Below are 20,691 nucleotides of genomic sequence, written 5' to 3'. Positions count from 1 at the left end.
CGACCCCATCCCGGCGACCGGCAGGAATCGAGGAGCAGCAGTGCAGGACGAGCAGCAGGACAAGGTCGTCGACCGGCTCCGGCGGGTCGCCGTGGATCTGCGCCGCACCCGCGAGCGGGTGGCGGAGCTGGAGGCGCAGCGCACCGAGCCGCTCGCGATCGTCGGGTCCGGCTGCCGGTTCCCCGGTGGTGTCTCCTCCCCGCAGGAGCTGTGGGAGCTGGTCGCCTCCGGCACCGACGCCACCTCGGCGTTCCCCACCGACCGGGGCTGGGACCTGGGCGCGCCGGAGCTCGACGGGGTCTCCACCCGCGGCGGCTTCCTGGACGACGTCGCCGGTTTCGACGCGGCCCTGTTCGGCATCTCGCCCCGCGAGGCCCTGGGCATGGACCCGCAGCAGCGGCTGCTGCTGGAGGTCACCTGGGAGGCGTGGGAGCGGGCCGGCCTGGACCCGGTCGGGCTGCGCGGCACCGCCACCGGGGTGTTCGTCGGCACGAACGGGCAGGACTACGCCGCGTTGCTCGGTGACGACGAGGGGCACGCCGACACCGGTCTGGTGGCCAGCGTCCTGTCCGGCCGGTTGTCCTACACCTTCGGGCTGGAGGGGCCTGCCGTCACCGTCGACACGGCGTGCTCGTCGTCGCTGGTGGCGTTGCACCTGGCCGCGCAGGCGCTGCGTGCGGGGGAGTGCGATCTCGCCGTCGCCGGCGGTGTCACGGTCCTGTCGACCCCGCACGCGTTCGCCGAGTTCGCCCGGCAGGGCGGCCTGTCCTCCGACGGCCGGTGCAAGGCGTTCTCCGACGACGCCGACGGCGTGGCCTGGTCCGAGGGCGTCGGCATGATCGTGCTGGAGCGGCTGTCGGACGCCCGACGCCTCGGACACGAGGTGCTGGCCGTGGTGCGCGGCTCGGCGGTGAACCAGGACGGTGCGTCGAACGGGTTGACCGCGCCGAACGGCCCGTCGCAGCGGCGGGTGATCCGCTCCGCGCTGGCCGCGGCCGGGCTGGGCCCGGGCGAGGTCGACGTGGTCGAGGCGCACGGCACCGGCACCGCGCTGGGCGACCCGATCGAGGCCCAGGCGCTGCTGGACACCTACGGCGCCCCCGGCCGCGAGACCCCGCTGCTGCTGGGGTCGGTGAAGTCGAACATCGGGCACACCCAGGCCGCCGCCGGCGTGGCCGGGGTGATCAAGATGATCGAGGCGATGCGGCGGGGGATCGTGCCCGCGACCCTGCACGCCGACACCCCGTCGTCGCACGTCGACTGGTCGGCGGGCGCCGTCACGCTGGTGTCGGAGGAGACCGCCTGGCCCCAGACCGGTCACGCCCGCCGGTCCGCGGTGTCGTCGTTCGGGGTGTCCGGGACGAACGCGCACGTCGTCCTGGAGCTCCCCGAGCCCGCTGCCGAGCCGGAGCCGGAGCCGGCCCCGGCACTGCCCGCGACCGCGGCAGAGCCGGAGCCGGAGCCGGCCCCGGCACTGCCCGCGACCGCGGCGTGGCCGGTGTCCGCGCGCACGGTGGCCGCGCTCGACGGGCAGGTCGCGCAGATGTCGGTGCTGGACGACCCGCGTCCGGTGGACGTGGCGTTCTCCCTGGCGACGACGCGTGCGGTGTTCGACCAGCGTGCGGTGTTGGTGCACGACGGGACCGGACCGTCGGAGGTCGCGCGGGGCATCGTGGTGTCGGGTGGGACGGCGGTGGTGTTCTCCGGTCAGGGGTCGCAGCGTCCCGGTGCGGGCCGCGGTCTGTATGAGGCGTTCCCGGTGTTCGCGGAGGCGTTCGACGCGGTGCTGTCCGCGCTGGCCGATGCGGACCCGGTCCTGGCGGATCTGGGTGCGGTGGCGTTCTCCGAGGATCCGGCCGCTTTGGATGCGACGGGTGTTGCGCAGCCGGCGTTGTTCGCGTTGCAGGTGGCGCAGTTCCGGCTGTTGGAGTCGTGGGGGGGTGCGGGTCGATCGGCTGGCGGGGCATTCGGTGGGGGAGATCGCGGCTGCGCATGTGGCCGGTGTGTTGTCCCTCGGGGATGCTGCGGCGCTGGTGGCGGCGCGGGCGCGTCTGATGCAGGGGTTGCCGTCGGGTGGGGTGATGGTGGCGGTGCAGGCCTCCGAAGCGGAGGTCGTCCCGCTGCTGACCGGTGGGGTGTCGTTGGCGGCGGTGAATGGTCCGTCGTCGGTGGTGCTGTCGGGTGTGGAGGCCGAGGTTGTCGCGGTGGCGGAGGGGTTCCGGCACAAGCGGTTGAACACTTCGCACGCGTTCCACTCGGTGTTGATGGAGCCGGTGTTGGAGGAGTTCCGGGCTGTCGTCCGGTCGCTGTCCTTCGAGGAGCCTGGGCTGCCGGTGGAGGTGGCGGGGGAGGTCTCCGATCCGGAGTTCTGGGTGTCGCATGTGCGGGACACGGTGCGGTTCGCCGATCGGGTTGCTGGGTTGTCGGCTGCGGGTGTGGCCCGGTTCGTGGAGGTGGGGCCGGGTGGTGTGTTGTCGGCGATGCTCGGCGAGCTGGTGCCGGACGCGACGGCGGCACCGGTGCTGCGTGACGGTCGGCCCGAGGACACGGCCGCACTGACGGCGCTGGCCCGGGTGTGGGTGTCCGGTGGCGCGGTCGACTGGACTGCCACCGCATCCGGTGGTCGCGTCGTCGAGTTGCCCACCTACGCTTTCGAGCACCGTCGTTACTGGCCTGCTGTGGGTGGTGGGTCGCGTGACCTGGCTGCTGCGGGGTTGCATGCCGTCGGGCATCCGCTGCTCGGCGCCGCTGTCGACCTCCCCGGCGACGAGACCGTCTACACCGGACGACTCTCCCGGCACACCCACCCCTGGCTCACCGACCACCGCATCCACGGGCACGTCCTCGTACCGGGCGCCGCCGTCGTCGAGGCCCTCTGGCACGCCGGACAGGACACCGGGTGCGACCGCATCGACGACCTCACCCTCACCGCACCGCTGGTCCTCCCCGAGCACGGCGCCGTCGAGATCCAGCTGCACCTCGGGGCCCCCGACACCGACGGCCGACGCAGCGCCGACCTCCACTCCCGGCCCGCGGACCCCGACGCCGACCGCCCCTGGACCCGGCACGCCACCGGCACCATCGCACCCGGCGGCCCCACCCCGGACCACGACACCGCGCCCTGGCCGCCCGCCGACGCCCGGCCCGTCGACCTCGACGGCACCTACGACCGCTTCGCCGCCGACGGGTTCGACTACGGCCCCACCTTCCGCGGCCTGCGTGCCGCCTGGCACCGCGGCGACGACGTCCTCGCCGAGATCGCCCTGCCCCCCGACACCACCGACACCCGCCACCACCTGCACCCCGCCCTGCTCGACGCCGCACTGCACGCCGCGGCGTTCGGCGACGGCGACCGCGGCGGGCTGCCCTTCACCTGGCAGGGCGCCACCCTCCACACCCGCGCCACCGGCACCCTGCGGGTGCGGCTGCGCGCCGACGGCGACACCGTCGCCGTCACCCTCACCGGCACCGACGGCCGCCCCGTCGCCGACGTCGACGCACTCGTCACCCGCCCCGCCACCCTCCCCGGCGCCGACCGGCCCGCCGACGACGCCGTGTTCGTCCTCGACTGGACCCCCACCACCGGCACCGACACCACCCCGGCCCGGATCACCGTCCTCGACCCCGACAGCCCGTCCAGCACCGACACCGACGCCGACCTCGCCGTGCTCGTCGTCGACACCGACACCGACACCGACACCGAGACCGACACCCAGACCGACACCGCCACCGGCACCGACCCGGCCGAACGCGCCCACACCGCCACCCGCACCGTCCTCGCCGCACTGCGCACCTGGACCGGCGACGACGCCCCCGCCGACACCCGGCTCGCCGTCGTCACCCGCGGCGCCACCACCGGCCACGACCTCGCCGCCGCCGCCGCCGTGTGGGGACTCGTCCGCTCCGCACAGAGCGAACACCCCGGCCGCATCGTGCTGCTCGACCTCGACCCGGCCCTCACCGACCACCCGGCGCCCACCGATCCGGCCACGATCGCCACCCCGGCCGTCGCGGCCGCCCTCACCCACGCCCTCATCACCGGCGAGCCGCAGCTCGCCCTGCGCGACGGCACCCTGCTCCTGCCGCGCGTGGCCCGGCACACCACGACATCCGACACCACGACACCCGACACCACCACCGACGGACCCGGCGCCCCCGGCGGATCCGTGCTGATCACCGGCGGCACCGGCGGTCTCGGCGCCCTCGTCGCCCGCCACCTGGCCACCACCCACGACGTCACCGACATCGTCCTGCTCTCGCGCCGCGGCAGCACCGTCGCCGGAACGGACGACCTCGCCGCCGACCTCGCCGCCGCCGGCGCCACGGTCACCGTCGAGACCGGCGACGTCACCGACCGCGCCTTGCTCGACCGCATCGCCGCGACCCACACCGTCGACACCGTCGTGCACGCCGCCGCCGTCCTCGACGACGCCACCGTCGCCGCCCTCGACGACGACCGGCTCCACCGCGTCCTCGCCCCCAAGGTCGACGGCGCCTGGGCCCTGCACGAGACCTTCCCCACCGCCCGGCTCGTGCTGTTCTCCAGTGCCGCCGGGACGCTGGGCAACCCCGGCCAGGCCGCCTACGCCGCGGGCAACGCCTTCCTCGACGCACTCGCCGTCCACCGCACCCGCCACGGTGCTCCCGCCCTGTCGCTGGCCTGGGGCGCCTGGGAACCCTCCGTCGGGCTCGCCGGCAGCCTCGGCGCCACCGACCTCGCCCGCGTCACCCGGGCAGGCACCCCACCGCTGTCGATCGCCGACGGCCTCGCCCTCCTCGACACCGCCCTGTTCGACACCGCCCTCGACACCGCCCCCGCCGACACCACCCCCGTGCTGCTCCCGATGCGCCTGGACCTGCCCGCCCTGCGGGCCCGCACCCGGGTGCACCCGCTCCTCACCGCGCTGACCGGCCCCCGCACCGGCACCCGCCGCCCCGGCCGCCGTGGCGCGCAGCGGACCGGCACCGACCTGCCCGCCCTGCGCACCCTCGTCCGCGGCGCCGTCGCCGACGTCCTCGGGCACACCGACCCGGACGCCGTCGAACCCCGCCGCCCCTTCCAGGAGCAGGGCTTCGACTCGCTCACCGCCGTCGAGCTCCGCAACCGGCTCGCCGAGGCCACCGGCCTCACCCTGCCCAGCACCCTGGTCTTCGACCACCCCACCGCCGACGCCGTCGCCGAGCTGCTCCACTCCCGCCTCGGCGGCGCCGCCACCGCGGCCCCGGCCACCCGCGCCGCCGCCGCGACCGACGACGACCCGATCGTCGTCGTCGGCACCGCCTGCCGGTTCCCCGGCGACGTCGACACCCCCGAGGACCTGTGGCGCCTCGTCGTCGACGGCACCGACGCCGTCACCGGGTTCCCCACCGACCGCGGCTGGCCCGACACCACGGCCGACGACGGCTACTGCCGCCAGGGCGGCTTCCTGCACACCGCCGCCCAGTTCGACCCCGCCTTCTTCGGGATGAGCCCGCGCGAGGCGCTGGCCACCGACCCCCAGCAGCGGCTGCTCCTGCAGACCACCTGGGAGGCGCTCGAACGCGCCGGCATGGACCCGACCGCGCTGCACGGCAGCGCCACCGGCGTGTTCACCGGCGTCATGTACGCCGACTACGCCCAGCTCCTCGCCGCCGACGGGTTCGAGGGCCAGCGCGGCACCGGCAGCTCACCCAGCGTCGCCTCGGGCCGGGTGTCCTACACCTTCGGGTTCGAGGGGCCGGCCGTCACCGTCGACACCGCCTGCTCGTCGTCGCTGGTCGCCCTGCACCTCGCGGCGCAGGCCCTGCGGACCGGCGAGTGCGACGTCGCCCTCGCCGGCGGCGTCACCGTCATGTCCTCGCCGGGGACCTTCACCGAGTTCGCCGTCCAGGGCGGGCTCTCCTCCGACGGGCGCTGCAAGGCCTTCTCCGACGACGCCGACGGCGTCGCCTGGGGCGAGGGCGTCGGCCTCGTCGTCCTGGAGCGGTTGTCGGACGCCCGCCGCCACGGGCACGAGATCCTGGCGGTGCTGCGCGGGTCCGCGGTCAACCAGGACGGTGCGTCGAACGGGTTGACCGCTCCGAACGGCCCGTCGCAGCAGCGGGTGATCCGCGCCGCGCTCGCCGCCGCCGGGCTGACCACCGGCGACGTCGACGTCGTCGAGGCCCACGGCACCGGCACCGCACTGGGCGACCCGATCGAGGCGCAGGCGCTGCTGGCCACCTACGGGCAGGACCGCGACACCCCGCTGCTGCTCGGGTCGGTGAAGTCGAACCTGGGGCACACCCAGGCCGCGGCCGGTGTCGCCGGAGTGATCAAGATGGTGGAGGCGCTGCGGCACGGCACGGTCCCGCCGACCCTGCACGCCGGCACCCCGTCGCGGCACGTCGACTGGACCGCGGGCGCCGTCGAGCTCGCCACCACCCCGCGGGCCTGGCCGGACACCGGCCGCGCCCGCCGTGCCGCGGTGTCCTCGTTCGGGATCAGCGGCACCAACGCCCACGTCGTCCTCGAACAGGCCCCGGCCACCGCCGACAGCGGGCCGGGGGAGCGCACGGTCCCCGCCGTGCTGCCCTGGACCGTCTCGGCCCGCTCCGCCGACGCCCTGGACCGGCAGATCGCCCGGCTCACCAGCGCGGGCACCGACCCGCTCGACACCGCCTGGACCCTCGCCACCCGCCGCGCCCGGCTGCCGCACCGCGCCGTGCTGCTGCACACCGCCGGCGGCGAGCCGGTCGAGGTCGCCCGGGGGATCGCGAGCCCCGGGCCGCTCGCGATGCTGTTCCCCGGGCAGGGCGCCCAGCGCCTCGGCGCCGGCCGCGAGCTGTACGCACGGCACCCGGTCTTCGCCGCGGCGTTCGACGCCGTCGACGCCGAGCTCGACCCGCACCTGGACCGGCCGGTCGCCGAGGCCCTGCACGGCGACGACGCCGCCGCTCTCGACGCCACCGGCGCCGCACAGCCGGCGCTGTTCGCACTCGGCATCGCCCTGCACCGGCTCGTCGAGAGCCTCGGCGTCACCCCCGACGTCGTCGGCGGTCACTCCGTCGGTGAGATCGCCGCCGCCCACGTCGCCGGCGTGCTGTCCCTCGCCGACGCCTGCGCCCTGGTCGGCGCCCGCGCCCGGCTCATGCAGGCCCTGCCCACCGGCGGGGCCATGCTCGCCGTCCGCGCGAGCGAGGACGAGATCCGCCCGCTGCTCACCCCCGGCGTCGCGATCGCGGCGGTCAACGGCCCCGACTCGGTCGTGGTGTCCGGCGACGAGGACGAGGCGCTCGCCGTCGCCGCGGGATTCCGGCACCGGCGGCTCGCCGTGTCGCACGCCTTCCACTCGCCGCTGATGGAGCCGATGCTCGACCGGTTCGCCGCCGTCGCCGCCGACCTGGACCCGGCGGAGCCGCTGCTGCCGCTGCTGTCCAACCGGACCGGCCGGATCGCCGACCCCGGCCACGTCACCGACCCCGGCTACTGGGTCGCCCACGTCCGCGACACCGTCCGGTTCGCCGACATGGCCGAGACCCTCACCGCCCGCGGCGTCACCCGGGTTCTCGAGCTCGGACCGGACGCGACCCTGTCCGGGATGCTGCCCGAGGGCTTCGACGCGGTCCCCGTGCTGCGGGCCGGACGGGACGAGACCCACACCCTGCTCACCGCGCTGGCCCGGCTCGACGTCCGCGGCACCGACGTCGACTGGGCCGCCCTGCTGCGCCCCGCCGGCGCCCGCCCCGTCCGCCTGCCCACCCACCCGTTCGCCCGGCAGACGTTCTGGCCCGCCGCCACCGGCGGCGCCGACGTGGCCGCCGCAGGCCTGCGCGCCACCGGACACCCGCTGCTCGGCGCCGTCGTGCCCGTCGCCGAGGACGGCACCGCCGTCCTCACCGGACGCATCTCCACCGCCACCCACCCGTGGCTGGCCGAGCACACCGTGCACGGCGCCACCGTGCTGCCCGGGTCCGCGCTGGTCGACCTCGCACTGCACGCCGGGACCGAGCTCGACCTCCCGGCGCTGGCCGAGCTCACCCTGCTCGCCCCGCTGGTCCTGCCCGAGCGCGGCGCGCTGGTCCTGCAGCTCGCCGTCGCCCCGGCCCGCGCCGACGGCACCCGCCCCCTGGGGATCCACTCCCGCCCCGACGGCACCGACGCGCCGTGGACCCGGCACGCCGACGGCGTCCTCACCGCCGCAGGCACCACCGTCCCGGCCGACCTGAGCGCCTGGCCGCCCGCCGGGGCCACCCCGATCCCGGTCGACGACGCCTACGACGTCCTCGCCGAGATCACCACCCCGGCCCCGCCCGCGGGGTTCGGCGTGCACCCGGCCCTGCTCGACGCCGCCATGCACGCCGCGCTCCTGCGCGGCGCCCGCTCCGGCGCGGACGAGGTGGAGATCCCGTTCGCCTGGGGCGACGTCACCCTGCACGCCACCGGCGCGTCCGCGGCCCGCGTGCGGCTCGTGCGCTCCGGCGCCGGGCGCCGCCTCGACCTCGCCGACACCGCGGGACGCCCCGTCCTCACCGTCGGCACCGTCACATCCCGCCCCGCCGCAGCGCAGCGGTTCACCGCCCCGGTCGCTCCGCTGTACGGCGTCGACTGGCGCCGCGCGACGCTCACTCCCTCCACCGACACTACCGGCACCTGGGAGACGGCGGTCGGGCACGACAGTGCTGCCGGCGGGGCCGCCGACCATGAGGTCCCGCCGGTCGTGCTGCTGACCGTCCCCGCCACCCCGGACGGCGCCGACGTCCCCGCCACCCTGCGCGAGCGGCTCACGACCGTGCTCGCCGCCCTGCAGCAGTGGACCACCGACGCGCGGCTCGCCGCGTCCCGGCTCGTCGTCGCCACCCGCGGCGGCGTGCCCGCCCCGACCACGTCCGGCCACGACACCGACCCCGTCGCTGCCGCCGTCTGGGGCCTGGTGCGCGGAGCGCAGGCCGAGCACCCCGGCCGCGTCGTGCTCCTCGACCTCGACCCGGCCGTCGCGACGTCCACGCCGACCGAGGCCGAGGCCGCCGAGGCCGCCGCGGCCGCCGCGGTCGCCGCGTCCGGCGAGCCCGAGGCCGCCGTCCGCGACGGCGCCGTCCTCGTGCCCCGGGTGACCGCGCTGCCCGCCCCCGACGGCGAGAGCGCCCCGGCACTCGACCCCGACGCCACCGTGCTCGTCACCGGCGGCACCGGCGGCCTGGGCGCGGTCGTCGCCCGGCATCTGGTCACCGACCGCGGCGCGCGGCACCTGCTGCTCACCGGCCGACGCGGACCGGACGCCCCCGGCGCCCGCGAGCTCGCCGAGGAGCTCACCGCCCTGGGTGCGCAGGTCCGGGTGGTGGCCTGCGACGCCGGTGACCGGGCCGCGCTCGCGGCCCTGCTGGACGGGCTCGACCGGCCGCTGACCGCCGTCGTGCACGCCGCGGGCACCGGCGACGCCGGCCTGCTCGCCGACCTGGGGCCCGACCGCCTCGACGCCGTCCTCGCCCCGAAGGCCGACGCGGCCTGGCACCTGCACGAGCTCACCGCCGACGCCGACCTGGCCGCGTTCGTGCTGCTGTCCTCGGCGGGCGGCTCGGTGCTCGCCGCCGGGCAGGCCGGCTACGCCGCCGCGAACACCTTCCTCGACGGCCTCGCCGCACACCGCCTCGCCTGCGGCAGACCGGCGACCGCCGTCGCGTTCTCGCTCTGGGACGTCGGCGCCGGCCTCGGCGCGCGGCTCGGCGACGCCGACCGGACCCGGCTCGCCACCCAGGGACTGCCCGCCGTCGGCGCCGACGAGGGACTGGCCCTGTTCTCCGCCGCACTCGACACACCCCGGTCGCTGGCCCTGGCCATGACCGTCGACCGTGCCGCGCTGCGTGCCCGCACCGACGGCGTCCCGGCGCTGCTGCGCGATCTCGCCCCGGGCCGTCGCACCGCCGCCACCCGCAGCGGCACCGCCGACGCCCGCGGGGAGCTCACCGCCCGGCTCGCCGGGACGGGGGCCGCCGAACGGCAGCACACCGTCCTGCAGCTCGTGCGCACCGAGGTCGCCGGCGTCCTCGGGCATCCCGGCCCGGACGCCGTCGAACCGACCCGCGCCTTCTCCGAGCTCGGCTTCGACTCGCTCGCCGCGATCGAGCTGCGCAACCGGCTCGAGGCCGCGACCGGGCTCTCCCTGCCCGCCACGCTCGCCTTCGACCACCCGGACGCCACCGCCGTCGCGACCGCGCTGCTCACCGACCTCGCCGCCGACCTCGGCGGCGCGGACCTCGGCACCGCCGCGGCTGGCACCCGCCGGGACCGCCCCGCGCGCACCACGACCGACGACGAGCCGATCGCCGTCATCGGCATGTCCTGCCGCTACCCGGGCGGGGTCACCTCACCCGCCGGTCTGTGGGACCTCGTCGCCGCCGGGGCCGAGACCGTCGGCGACTGGCCCGCCGACCGCGGCTGGGACCCCGGCCTGTACGACCCCGAGCCGGGCGTCGAGGGCCGCAGCTACACCCGCCGCGGCAGCTTCCTGCACGACGCCGCCGACTTCGACGCCGACTTCTTCGGCATCTCCCCGCGCGAGGCGCTCTACTCCGACCCGCAGCAGCGGCTGCTGATGGAGACCTCGTGGGAGGCGCTGGAGGCCGCCGGCATCCCGCCCGCGTCGCTGCGCGGCTCGCGCACCGGCGTGTTCACCGGCGTCATGTACCACGACTACGCACTCGGCGTGTCCGCGTCGGGAACCTCCGGTGGCTCGGTCGTCTCCGGACGGATCGCCTACACCCACGGGTGGGAGGGCCCGGCCGTCACCGTCGACACCGCCTGCTCCTCCTCGCTGGTCGCGCTGCACCTGGCCGTGACGGCGCTGCGCTCCGGTGAGTGCGACCTGGCCGTGGCCGGCGGCGCCACGGTGATGGCGACCCCGGGTATGTTCGTGGACTTCTCCCGCCAGCGCGGGCTGTCCGCCGACGGGCGGTGCAAGGCGTTCTCCGACGACGCCGACGGCGTCGCCTGGGGCGAGGGAGCCGGGGTGCTGCTCGTCGAGCGGCTCTCCGACGCCCGCCGCAACGGCCACCCCGTGCTCGCCGTCGTCCGGGCCACCGCGGTCAACTCCGACGGCGCCTCCAACGGGTTCACCGCTCCCAACGGGCCCTCCCAGCAGCGGCTGATCCGCACCGCACTCGCCTCCGCCGGCCTGACCAGCGGCGACGTCGACGTCGTCGAGGCCCACGGCACCGGCACCACCCTCGGCGACCCGATCGAGGCCCAGGCCCTGCTCGCCACCTACGGCCAGGACCGTGAGACCCCGGTGCTGCTCGGCACCGTCAAGTCCAACATCGGCCACACCCAGGCCGCAGCCGGCGTCGCCGGGATGATCAAGATGATCGAGGCGATGCGTCGGGGCACCGTGCCCGCGACGCTGCACGCCGGCACCCCGTCCTCGCACGTGGACTGGTCCTCCGGCGCGGTCGAGCTGGTCACCGCGGCGACGCCGTGGCCGGACACCGGCCGGGCCCGCCGGTCGGCGGTGTCGTCGTTCGGGCTGTCGGGCACCAACGCGCACGTCATCCTCGAACACGAGCCCGAACCCACGACCCCGGACTCCGGCGCGCCCGCTCCGCAGCAGCGCACCGGCACCCGGCCCTGGACCCTGTCCGCCGCCGACCCGGACGCGCTGCGCGCTCAGGCCGCCCGGCTGCTCGCCCACGTCGACGGCGCCACCACCGCCGACAGCACCGACAGCACCGACACCCGGATCGAGCCGGTCGACATCGCGTTCTCGCTGGCCACCACTCGCGCGGCGCTGACCCACCGCGCGGTCCTCGACCCCGCGGACCCGGTCGCCGCGCTGCGCGGCCTGGCCGACGGCACACCCACCCCGGGCACCGTCCTCGAGACCGCCACCGCCGGTCCGCCGGCCATGGTGTTCTCCGGCCAGGGCGCCCAGCGCCTCGGTGCCGGACGCACCCTGCACCGCCGCTTCCCGGCGTTCGCGGCCGCGTTCGACGAGGTCGCCGCCGCGCTGGACCGCCACCTCGACCGCCCGCTCACCGAGGTGCTGTGGGGCGACGACGCGGCGGCACTGGACGACACCGCGCTGGCTCAGCCCGCGCTGTTCGCCGTCGAGGTCGCGCTGTACCGGCTGCTGGAGTCGTGGGGCGTCACCCCCGGTGTGCTCGCCGGGCACTCCCTCGGCGGGATCACCGCCGCCCACCTCGCCGGCGTGTTCGACCTGCCCGACGCCGCCGCGTTCGTCGTCGCGCGGGCCCGGCTGATGGCCGCCCTCCCCGCCGGCGGGGTGATGGTGTCGGTGCGTGCCGGTGAGGCCGCCGTCGCCGACCGCCTCGGCGACGGTGTGGAGCTCGCCGCGGTCAACGCCCCGGACGCCGTCGTGCTGTCCGGGCCCGCCGCGAGCGTGCTCCCCGCGGTGGCCGACCTGCGGCACCGGCAGCTCTCCGTGTCGCACGCCTTCCACTCCGCGGCGATGGAACCGATGCTCGACGACCTGCGCGCCGTGGTCGACCGGCTCACCCTCCACGAGCCGGCGCTGCCGCTGGTCTCCGACGTCACCGGGCGGCTCGTGACCGCCGGGCAGGTCACCACCCCCGACTACTGGGTCGAGCAGGTCCGCCGCCCCGTCCGGTTCGCCGACGCCGTCGGCGCGCTCGCCGCGCACGGCGCCGCGGCCGTGCTCGAGGTCGGCCCGGACGCCACGCTGACCGGTGCCGCGGCCGCCACCCTGCCGACGGGCGTCCCCGCCGTCGCCGCGCTGCGCGCCGGCCGCGACGAGGAGGACTCCGTCGTCGCGGCCGCGTTCCGGCTGCACGCCCGAGGGATCCCCGTCGACCTCGCCGCCCTCTTCGAGGGCACCGGGGCCCGGCGCACCACGCTGCCCACCTACGCGTTCCGGCACCAGCGGTTTTGGCTGCCCGCCGGCACCACCGGGGCGGGCCTGGACAGCGCCGGACTGACCGACGCCGACCACCCGGTCCTCGCCGCGGTCGTCCCCGCCGCCGACGGCGGCGGCACCACCCTGACCGGCCGGATCTCGACCGCGTCGCACCCGTGGGTCGCCGACCACACCGTGCTGGGGTCGGTGCTGGTGCCCGGCAGCGCCCTGGTCGAGCTCGTCCTGCGGGCCGGCGACGAGACCGGCTCCGGTGTGCTGCACGAGCTGACCCTCGACGCCCCGCTGCCCCTGCCCGACGACACCGCCCGGATCCTGCAGGTCACCGTCGGCACCGCCGACGAGCGCGGTCGCCGCCCGGTGACCGTCCACTCCCGCGCCGACGAGCCGGGCGAGCCCTGGGTCCGGCACGCCACCGGACTGCTGGGCACCGGCGCGACGCCGGGATGCACCCCGTCGCCGACGGCAGGCACCACCGAGTGGCCGCCCGCCGACGCCGTCGCGCTGCCCGTCGACTACGACCGACTCGCCACCCGCGGGTTCGACTACGGGCCGCTGCTGCGCGGCCTCACCGCGGCCTGGCAGCGCGGCGACGAGCTGTTCGCCGAGGTCGAGCTGCCCGGCGGGGACCCCGGGCCCGGGGGCACCGGGTACGGGATCCACCCGGCGCTGCTCGACGCCGCCATGCACGTGGCGATCCTCGCCGGGGAGGGCGAGCAGGCCGTCATCCCGTTCTCCTGGTCGGGAGTGGCGCTGCACGCGGTCGGCGCGACCCGGGTGCGGGTCCGCCTCGTCCGCACCTCCGCGACCGCGTTCACGCTGGAGATCACCGACGCCGCCGGGCGCCCGGTGCTCGACGTCGCGACGATGACCGGCCGCCCGGTCGACCCGGCCGCCCTCGCCGCGCCGCGCGGTGGCCTGCACGCCGTCGTGTGGCAGCCCCTCGCGCCGGTCGCCGGCGCCCCCGCCGCCGGCGGGTCCGTCGCGACCTGGGAGGCGGGCGGCGTCCCCACGGAGCCGGTTCCCCCGGTGGTCGTGCTGTCCGTCCCGGCCGCACCCGCCGACGTCGACGTCCCGGCCGCGGTCCGCGCGACCCTGGCCGCGGTGCTCGACACCGTTGGTGCCTGGCTGACCGACGAGCGCTGCTCGGGATCCACCCTGGTCGTGCGCACCCGCGGCGCCGTCCCCGCCGGTCCCGGGGGCGGGGACGACACCGATGTCGTGACCGCCCCGGTCTGGGGCCTGCTGCGCGCCGCCCAGGCCGAGAACCCCGGCCGGTTCGTGCTGCTCGACGCCGACCCCGACGCCCCTGACCCCGACGACGCCACCGTCGCCGGTGCCGTCGCGCTCGACGAGCCCGAGCTGGCGCTGCGCGACGGGACCCTGCTGGTGCCGCGGCTGCGGCCGGTCACCGTCGACCCGGACGCGGCCGGCCCGGCGTTCGACCCGGACGGCACCGTCCTGGTCACCGGCGGCACCGGCGGGCTCGGCGCCGTCATGGCCCGCCGGCTGGTCACCACGCACGGCGTGCGCCGGCTCGTGCTGGCCGGTCGTCGCGGCCCGGCAGCCCCCGGCGCCGCCGAGCTCGTCGCCGAGCTCGCCGCGCTGGGCGCCACCGCCGACGTCGTGGCCTGCGACGTCGCCGACCGCGCGGCCCTCGCCGCCCTCCTCGACGGTCTGGACACCCCGCTCACCGGGGTCGTGCACGCCGCCGGTGTCGGCGACAACGGCCTGGTCACCACCATGACCCCGGAGCGCCTCGACGGGCTCCTCGCGGCGAAGGCCGACGCCGCCTGGTACCTGCACGAGCTCACCGCGGGTGCCGACCTGGCCGCGTTCGTCCTGGTCTCCTCGGCGGGTGGGCAGGTGCTCGCCGCCGGGCAGGGCGGGTACGCCGCCGCGAACGTGTTCCTCGACGCCCTCGCCGCGCACCGGCACGCCGCGGGACTCCCGGCCACCGCCACCGCGTTCTCCCTGTGGGACGTCGGCGCCGGACTCGGCGCCTGGCTGTCCGACGCCGACCGGGCGCGGATGGTCGCCCACGGCGTCCCGCCGGTCGGGAAGGAGGACGGCGAGCTGCTGTTCTCCGCGGCGCTCGCCGCCGACGTCCCCGTCGTCGCACCGATGATCGTGGACCGGCGGGCCGTCCGGGCCCGCACCGACACCGTGCCCGCCCTGCTGCGCGACACCGCGGGCACGACCCGCCGCCGCACCGCCGACACCGGCGCCGCGGCGCTGACCGGGAGCCTCGCCGGCCTCGACGCCGACGCCCGCGCCGCCGCGCTGCTGACCCTGGTGCGGGAGCGTGTCGCGTCGGCCCTCGGCCATGCCCATGCCGAGGCCGTCGACCCGGACCGGTCGTTCAACGACCTCGGGTTCGACTCGCTCGCCGCGATCGAGCTGCGGAACCACCTGCAGACCGTCACCGGTCTGGACCTTCCCGCGACACTGGTGTTCGACCACCCGAACGCCACCGCGCTGGCCCGCCACCTCGACGCCGAGCTGTCCGGCACCACCGACGCGGTGCCCGGCCCCCGTACCCGGGCCACCCTGGCGACCGGCGACGACCCGGTCGTCGTGGTCGGCACCGCCTGCCGGTTCCCCGGCGGGGTCGCCTCGCCCGAGGACCTGTGGCGGCTCGTCGACAGCGGCACCGACGCGATCTCCGGGTTCCCGACCGACCGTGGCTGGGACCTCGCCGCGCTCTACCACCCGGACCCGGACCACCCCGGCACGGCCTACACCCGCCACGGCGGCTTCCTGCACGACGCCGGGGACTTCGACCCCGCGTTCTTCGGGATGAGCCCGCGCGAGGCGGTCGGCACCGACGTGCAGCACCGCCTGCTGCTGGAGACCACCTGGGAGGCCGTCGAGAACGCCGGGATCGACCCGGCTGCGTTGCGCGGTTCGCGGACCGGGGTGTTCACCGGCGTCATGTACAACGACTACGCCACCCTGCTCGACGGCTCCGACGCCGGGACCCAGGTCACCGGCAGCTCCGGCAGCGTCGCGTCCGGCCGGGTGTCCTACACCTTCGGTTTCGAGGGGCCCGCGGTCACCGTCGACACCGCCTGCTCGTCGTCGCTGGTCGCCCTGCACCTGGCGGCGCAGGCGCTGCGTGCGGGGGAGTCCGATCTCGCCGTCGCCGGCGGGGTGACCGTCATGTCCGCCCCTGGTGCGCTGATCGGGTTCTCACGTCAGCGGGGCCTGTCCGTCGACGGCCGGTGCAAGGCGTTCTCCGACGACGCCGACGGTGTCGGGTGGGGTGAGGGTGTCGGTCTGGTCGTGTTGGAGCGGCTGTCGGACGCCCGCCGCCACGGGCACGAGGTCCTGGCGGTGCTGCGCGGGTCGGCGGTGAACCAGGACGGTGCGTCGAACGGGTTGACCGCTCCGAACGGCCCGTCGCAGCAGCGGGTGATCCGCGCCGCGCTCGCCGCAGCGGGGCTGAGCACCGGCGACGTCGACGTGGTCGAGGGCCACGGCACCGGTACCGCGCTGGGTGACCCGATCGAGGCGCAGGCGTTGCTGGCGACCTACGGGCGGGACCGTGAGGTCCCGTTGCTGTTGGGGTCGGTGAAGTCGAACATCGGGCACACCCAGGCCGCCGCGGGTGTGGCCGGGGTGATCAAGATGGTGGAGGCGATGCGGCGGGGGACCGTGCCGGCCACCCTGCACGCGGGCACCCCGTCGTCGCACGTGGACTGGTCCGCGGGCGCGGTCGAGCTGGTCGCCGAGCCGACCGCCTGGCCGGAGACCGGCCGGGCCCGCCGGGCTGCGGTGTCCTCGTTCGGGATCAGCGGCACCAACGCCCACGTGATCCTGGAGCAGGCCGCCCCCGCCGACACCCCTGAGCCGGCTGTCGAGCCGGCGGGTGTCGTCGCGTGGCCGCTGTCGGCCCGTACCTCCGGTGCTCTGGACGGGCAGGCCGCCCGGATGTCGGCGCTGGACGACCCGCGTCCGGTGGATGTGGCGTTCTCCCTGGCCACCACGCGTGCGGTGTTCGATCACCGTGCGGTGTTGCTGCACGACGGGACGGGGCCGTCGGAGGTTGCGCGGGGCGCTGTCGTGCCGGGTGGCACCGCGGTGGTGTTCTCGGGTCAGGGTTCGCAGCGTCCGGGTGCGGGTCGTGGTCTGTACGAGGCGTTCCCGGTGTTCGCGGAGGCGTTCGATGCGGTGCTGGCTGAGCTGGCCGATGCGGACCCGGCGCTGACGGATCTGGGTGCGGTCGTGTTCTCCGACGACCCCGCTGCCCTGGATGCGACCGGTGTCGCCCAGCCTGCGTTGTTCGCCCTGCAGGTGGCGCAGTTCCGGTTGTTGGAGTCGTGGGGGGTCCGTCCGGATCGGCTCGCGGGGCATTCGGTGGGGGAGATCGCCGCTGCGCATGTGGCGGGTGTGTTGTCCCTGCCTGATGCTGCGGTGTTGGTGGCGGCGCGGGCGCGGTTGATGCAGGCGCTGCCGTCGGGTGGGGTGATGGTGGCGGTGCAGGCCTCCGAAGCGGAGGTCGTCCCGCTGCTGACCGGTGGGGTGTCGTTGGCGGCGGTGAACGGTCCGTCGTCGGTGGTGCTGTCGGGTGTGGAGGCCGAGGTTCTGGCGGTGGTGGAGGGGTTCCGTCACAAGCGGTTGAACACCTCGCACGCGTTCCATTCGGTGTTGATGGAGCCGATGGCGGAGGACTTCCGCGCCGTCGTCGGATCGCTGACCTTCGACGAGCCGGAGCTGCCGATCGAGGTCGGCGGCGAGGCGACCGCCAAGGTCACCGACCCGGAGTACTGGGTCGCGCACGTCCAGGACACGGTCCGGTTCGCCGACCGGGTCACCGCGCTGACCGAGGCCGGGGTGACCCGCTTCCTGGAGGCGGGACCCGGCGGAGTCCTCACCGCGATGCTCGCCGACCTCGTACCGGACGCGGCCGCCGCACCGCTGCTGCGCGACGGCCGGGCCGGGGACGCCACTGCGCTCACCGCGCTCGCCCGGCTCTGGACCGCGGGCGGCACCGTCGACTGGGCCGCGACCGCCCCCGGCGGGCGACGCACCGCACTGCCCTCCTACGCCTTCGAGCACCGCCGGTACTGGCCGTCGCCGTCGGCCCTGCCCCGCGACGCCGACGGGCTCGGGCTGAGCACCGCCGGGCACCCGCTGCTCGGCGCGGCCGTCGACCTGGCCGGGTCCGACGCGGTCGTGTTCACCAGCCGGCTCTCCGCGGGCACCCACCCCTGGATCGCCGACCACGTCGTCGCCGGCGCGACCCTGCTGCCCGGCACCGCGTTCGTCGAGCTCGCGGCCCGCGCCGGGGACCGGCTCGGCTGCCCGCACATCGACGAGCTGACCCTGGCCGCCCCGCTGGTCGTCCCCGACGGCGGGATCCGGCTGCAGGTCACCGTCGCCGAGCCCGGCGCGGACGGCCGGCGCACCGTCGCCGTCCACTCCCGCCCGGGCGGCGACGACCCCTGGACGCTGCACGCCGAGGGCCTGCTGGCCCCGGCGGGCACCGGCGGGACGCCGGGCGACACCGCGAACGCCCCGGTCGGTGCCGTCCCGGTCCCGCTCGACGGCGGCTACGACGTCCTCGCCGACCGCGGCTTCGCCTACGGCCCCGCCTTCCGGGCGCTGACCTCCGCCTGGCGCGACGGCGACGACGTCTACGCCGAGGTCCGGCTCCCCGAGGACGTCCGGGACGCCGCCTACGGCGTGCACCCGGCGTTGCTCGACGCCGTCCTCCACGCCTGGATGCTCTCCGGCGACGGATCCGGTGGAGCGGGCGGTCTGCCCTTCGCCTGGAGCGGGGTCACCGTGCACCGCTCCGGGACCGGTGCGGCGCTGGCCCGGCTGCGCCCCACCGGCGACGCCATGTCGGTGCTGGTCACCGACGCCACCGGCGCGCCCGTGGTCACCGTCGACCGGCTCACCGTGCGCCCGCTGGACCCCTCCCGGCTGGGCGGCGCACCGACGGCCTACCTCGTCGAGCACGTCGAGGCCCCCGGCGGCGGGACCGGCACCACGGGCCCCGTCACCCTGGTCGGGCCTGACCCGTTCGCGCTCGCCGGACTGTCCTGGGTGGACATCCACGACACCGACCCGGCCGCGCTCACCACCACCGGCGGCGGCACCGTCCTCGTCGCACTCGACGCCGGCCCCGAGGGCACCGAGGCCACACGAGCGCACGCACTCACCCGGCGCGCGCTGGCGTTGCTCCAGGAGTGGGCCGCACACGACGGCGACGGACGCCTCGTCGTCGTCACCCGGGGCGACGACCCGGCCGTGGCCGCCGTGCGCGGCCTGGTCCGCTCCGCGGCGTCGGAGCACCCGGGCCGGATCGGCCTGCTCGACCTCGACCCGGACACGGCACCCGGAGACACGGAGGCCCGCGCACTCACGGTCGGCGAACCGGAGACCCGGGTCCGCGACGGGCAGGTCCGCGTGCCCCGTCTCGTCCGCACCGAGCTGCCCACGGGCACCGACCCGTGGCGGGACGCCGACGTCCTGCTCACCGGCGCGACCGGCGGCCTCGGCCGTGCCGTCGCCCGGCACCTGGCCGAGCGCGGGGCGCGGACGCTGGTGCTGCTCAGCCGGCGCGGACCCGACGCCGCCGGCGCCGCCGAACTGCTGGACGAGGTCCGTGCGCTCGGCACCGGGGCCACGCTGCTCGCCTGCGACGCGGCCGACCGCGCCGCGCTGGCCCGCGTCCTCGACGAGCACCCGGTCACCGCCGTCGTGCACGCCGCGGGCGTCCTGGACGACGCGACGCTCGCCGGGCTCACCCCCGAGCGGGTGCGGGACGTCCTGCGGCCCAAGGTCGACGCCGCCTGGAACCTGCACGAGCTGGCGACCGGCGTCGACACCTTCGTGCTGTTCTCCTCGGCCGTCGGCACCTTCGGCAACCCCGGACAGGGCAACTACGCCGCGGGCAACGCGTTCCTCGACGCGCTCGCCGCGGGCCGTCGTGCCGCGGGCCTCCCCGCCGTCTCGCTGGCCTGGGGAACCTGGCGGGGGCCCGGCATGCTCGACGACGTCGCCGCCGAGCGGCTCGCCCGCGCGGGACTGCCGCCGCTGCCGGTCGAGCAGGGCCTCGCCCTGCTCGACGCCGGCGCCGCGGCCGGGTCCGCCGTCGTGCTGCCGCTGCAGCTCGACACCGCCGCGGTCGCCGCCCGCGGCGAGGTGCCACCGCTGCTGCGGGGGCTGGTCCGGCCCCGCAGCGACGCCGGCGGCGCCCCCGACCCGGCCCGGGCCGCCGAGCTGCTGGCCCGGCTCACCGCGGCCGACGCCGGCACCCGCACCCGCATCGTGGAGACGCTGATCGGGGAGCGGGCCGCCGAGGTGCTCGGCCACGGCGACGCGTCCGCGATCGGACCGGACCGGGCGTTCACCGACCTCGGGTTCGACTCGCTCACCGCGGTCGAGCTGCGCAACCGGCTCTCCGCCGAGACCGGACTGCGGCTCGCCGCGACGCTGGTGTTCGACTTCCCGACCCCCGCCGAGCTCGCCGCGCACGTCCTCGACCAGCTGGACCTCGACCCGCCGTCGGCGGCCGAGACCCTGCTCGACGAGCTCGACCGGCTCGAACGGGCCCTGGCCGGGATCGAGGCCGACGACCGGCTGCACCGCACCGTCACCGGCCGGCTCGACGCGCTGCGCGACCGCTGGGCCGATGTGCGCCACGCCCGCGACGGCGCGAGCGCGGGCTCGGTCGACCTCGCCGACGCCACCGACGACGAGATGTTCGCCCTGCTCGACCAGGAGCTCGGCGACGGGTGAGCGATCCGGGTCGCGCGGCGCCCCGTACTAGGCGATTCCGGGGCGCCGCGGACCTAGCGTCGCGCCGGGAGAGCGTCCGCACCAGCCCCTGCGAGGA

At 76.7% G+C, this 20,691-nt stretch carries 1 pseudogene; it reads left to right on the top strand.

Annotated features, from left to right (window positions below):
• Window positions 1–40: 40 nt before the first annotated feature.
• Window positions 41–20,594, top strand: a pseudogene (locus tag Ae505Ps2_RS24500) (type I polyketide synthase).
• The last annotated feature ends 97 nt before the right edge of the window (window positions 20,595–20,691 follow it).

Origin of the sequence: Pseudonocardia sp. Ae505_Ps2, from assembly GCF_001932425.1 — a bacterium.
Lineage (GTDB): Bacteria > Actinomycetota > Actinomycetes > Mycobacteriales > Pseudonocardiaceae > Pseudonocardia.
Note: the sequence above shows the minus strand (reverse complement) of the source record. Positions and strands in the feature narration are given on the sequence as shown.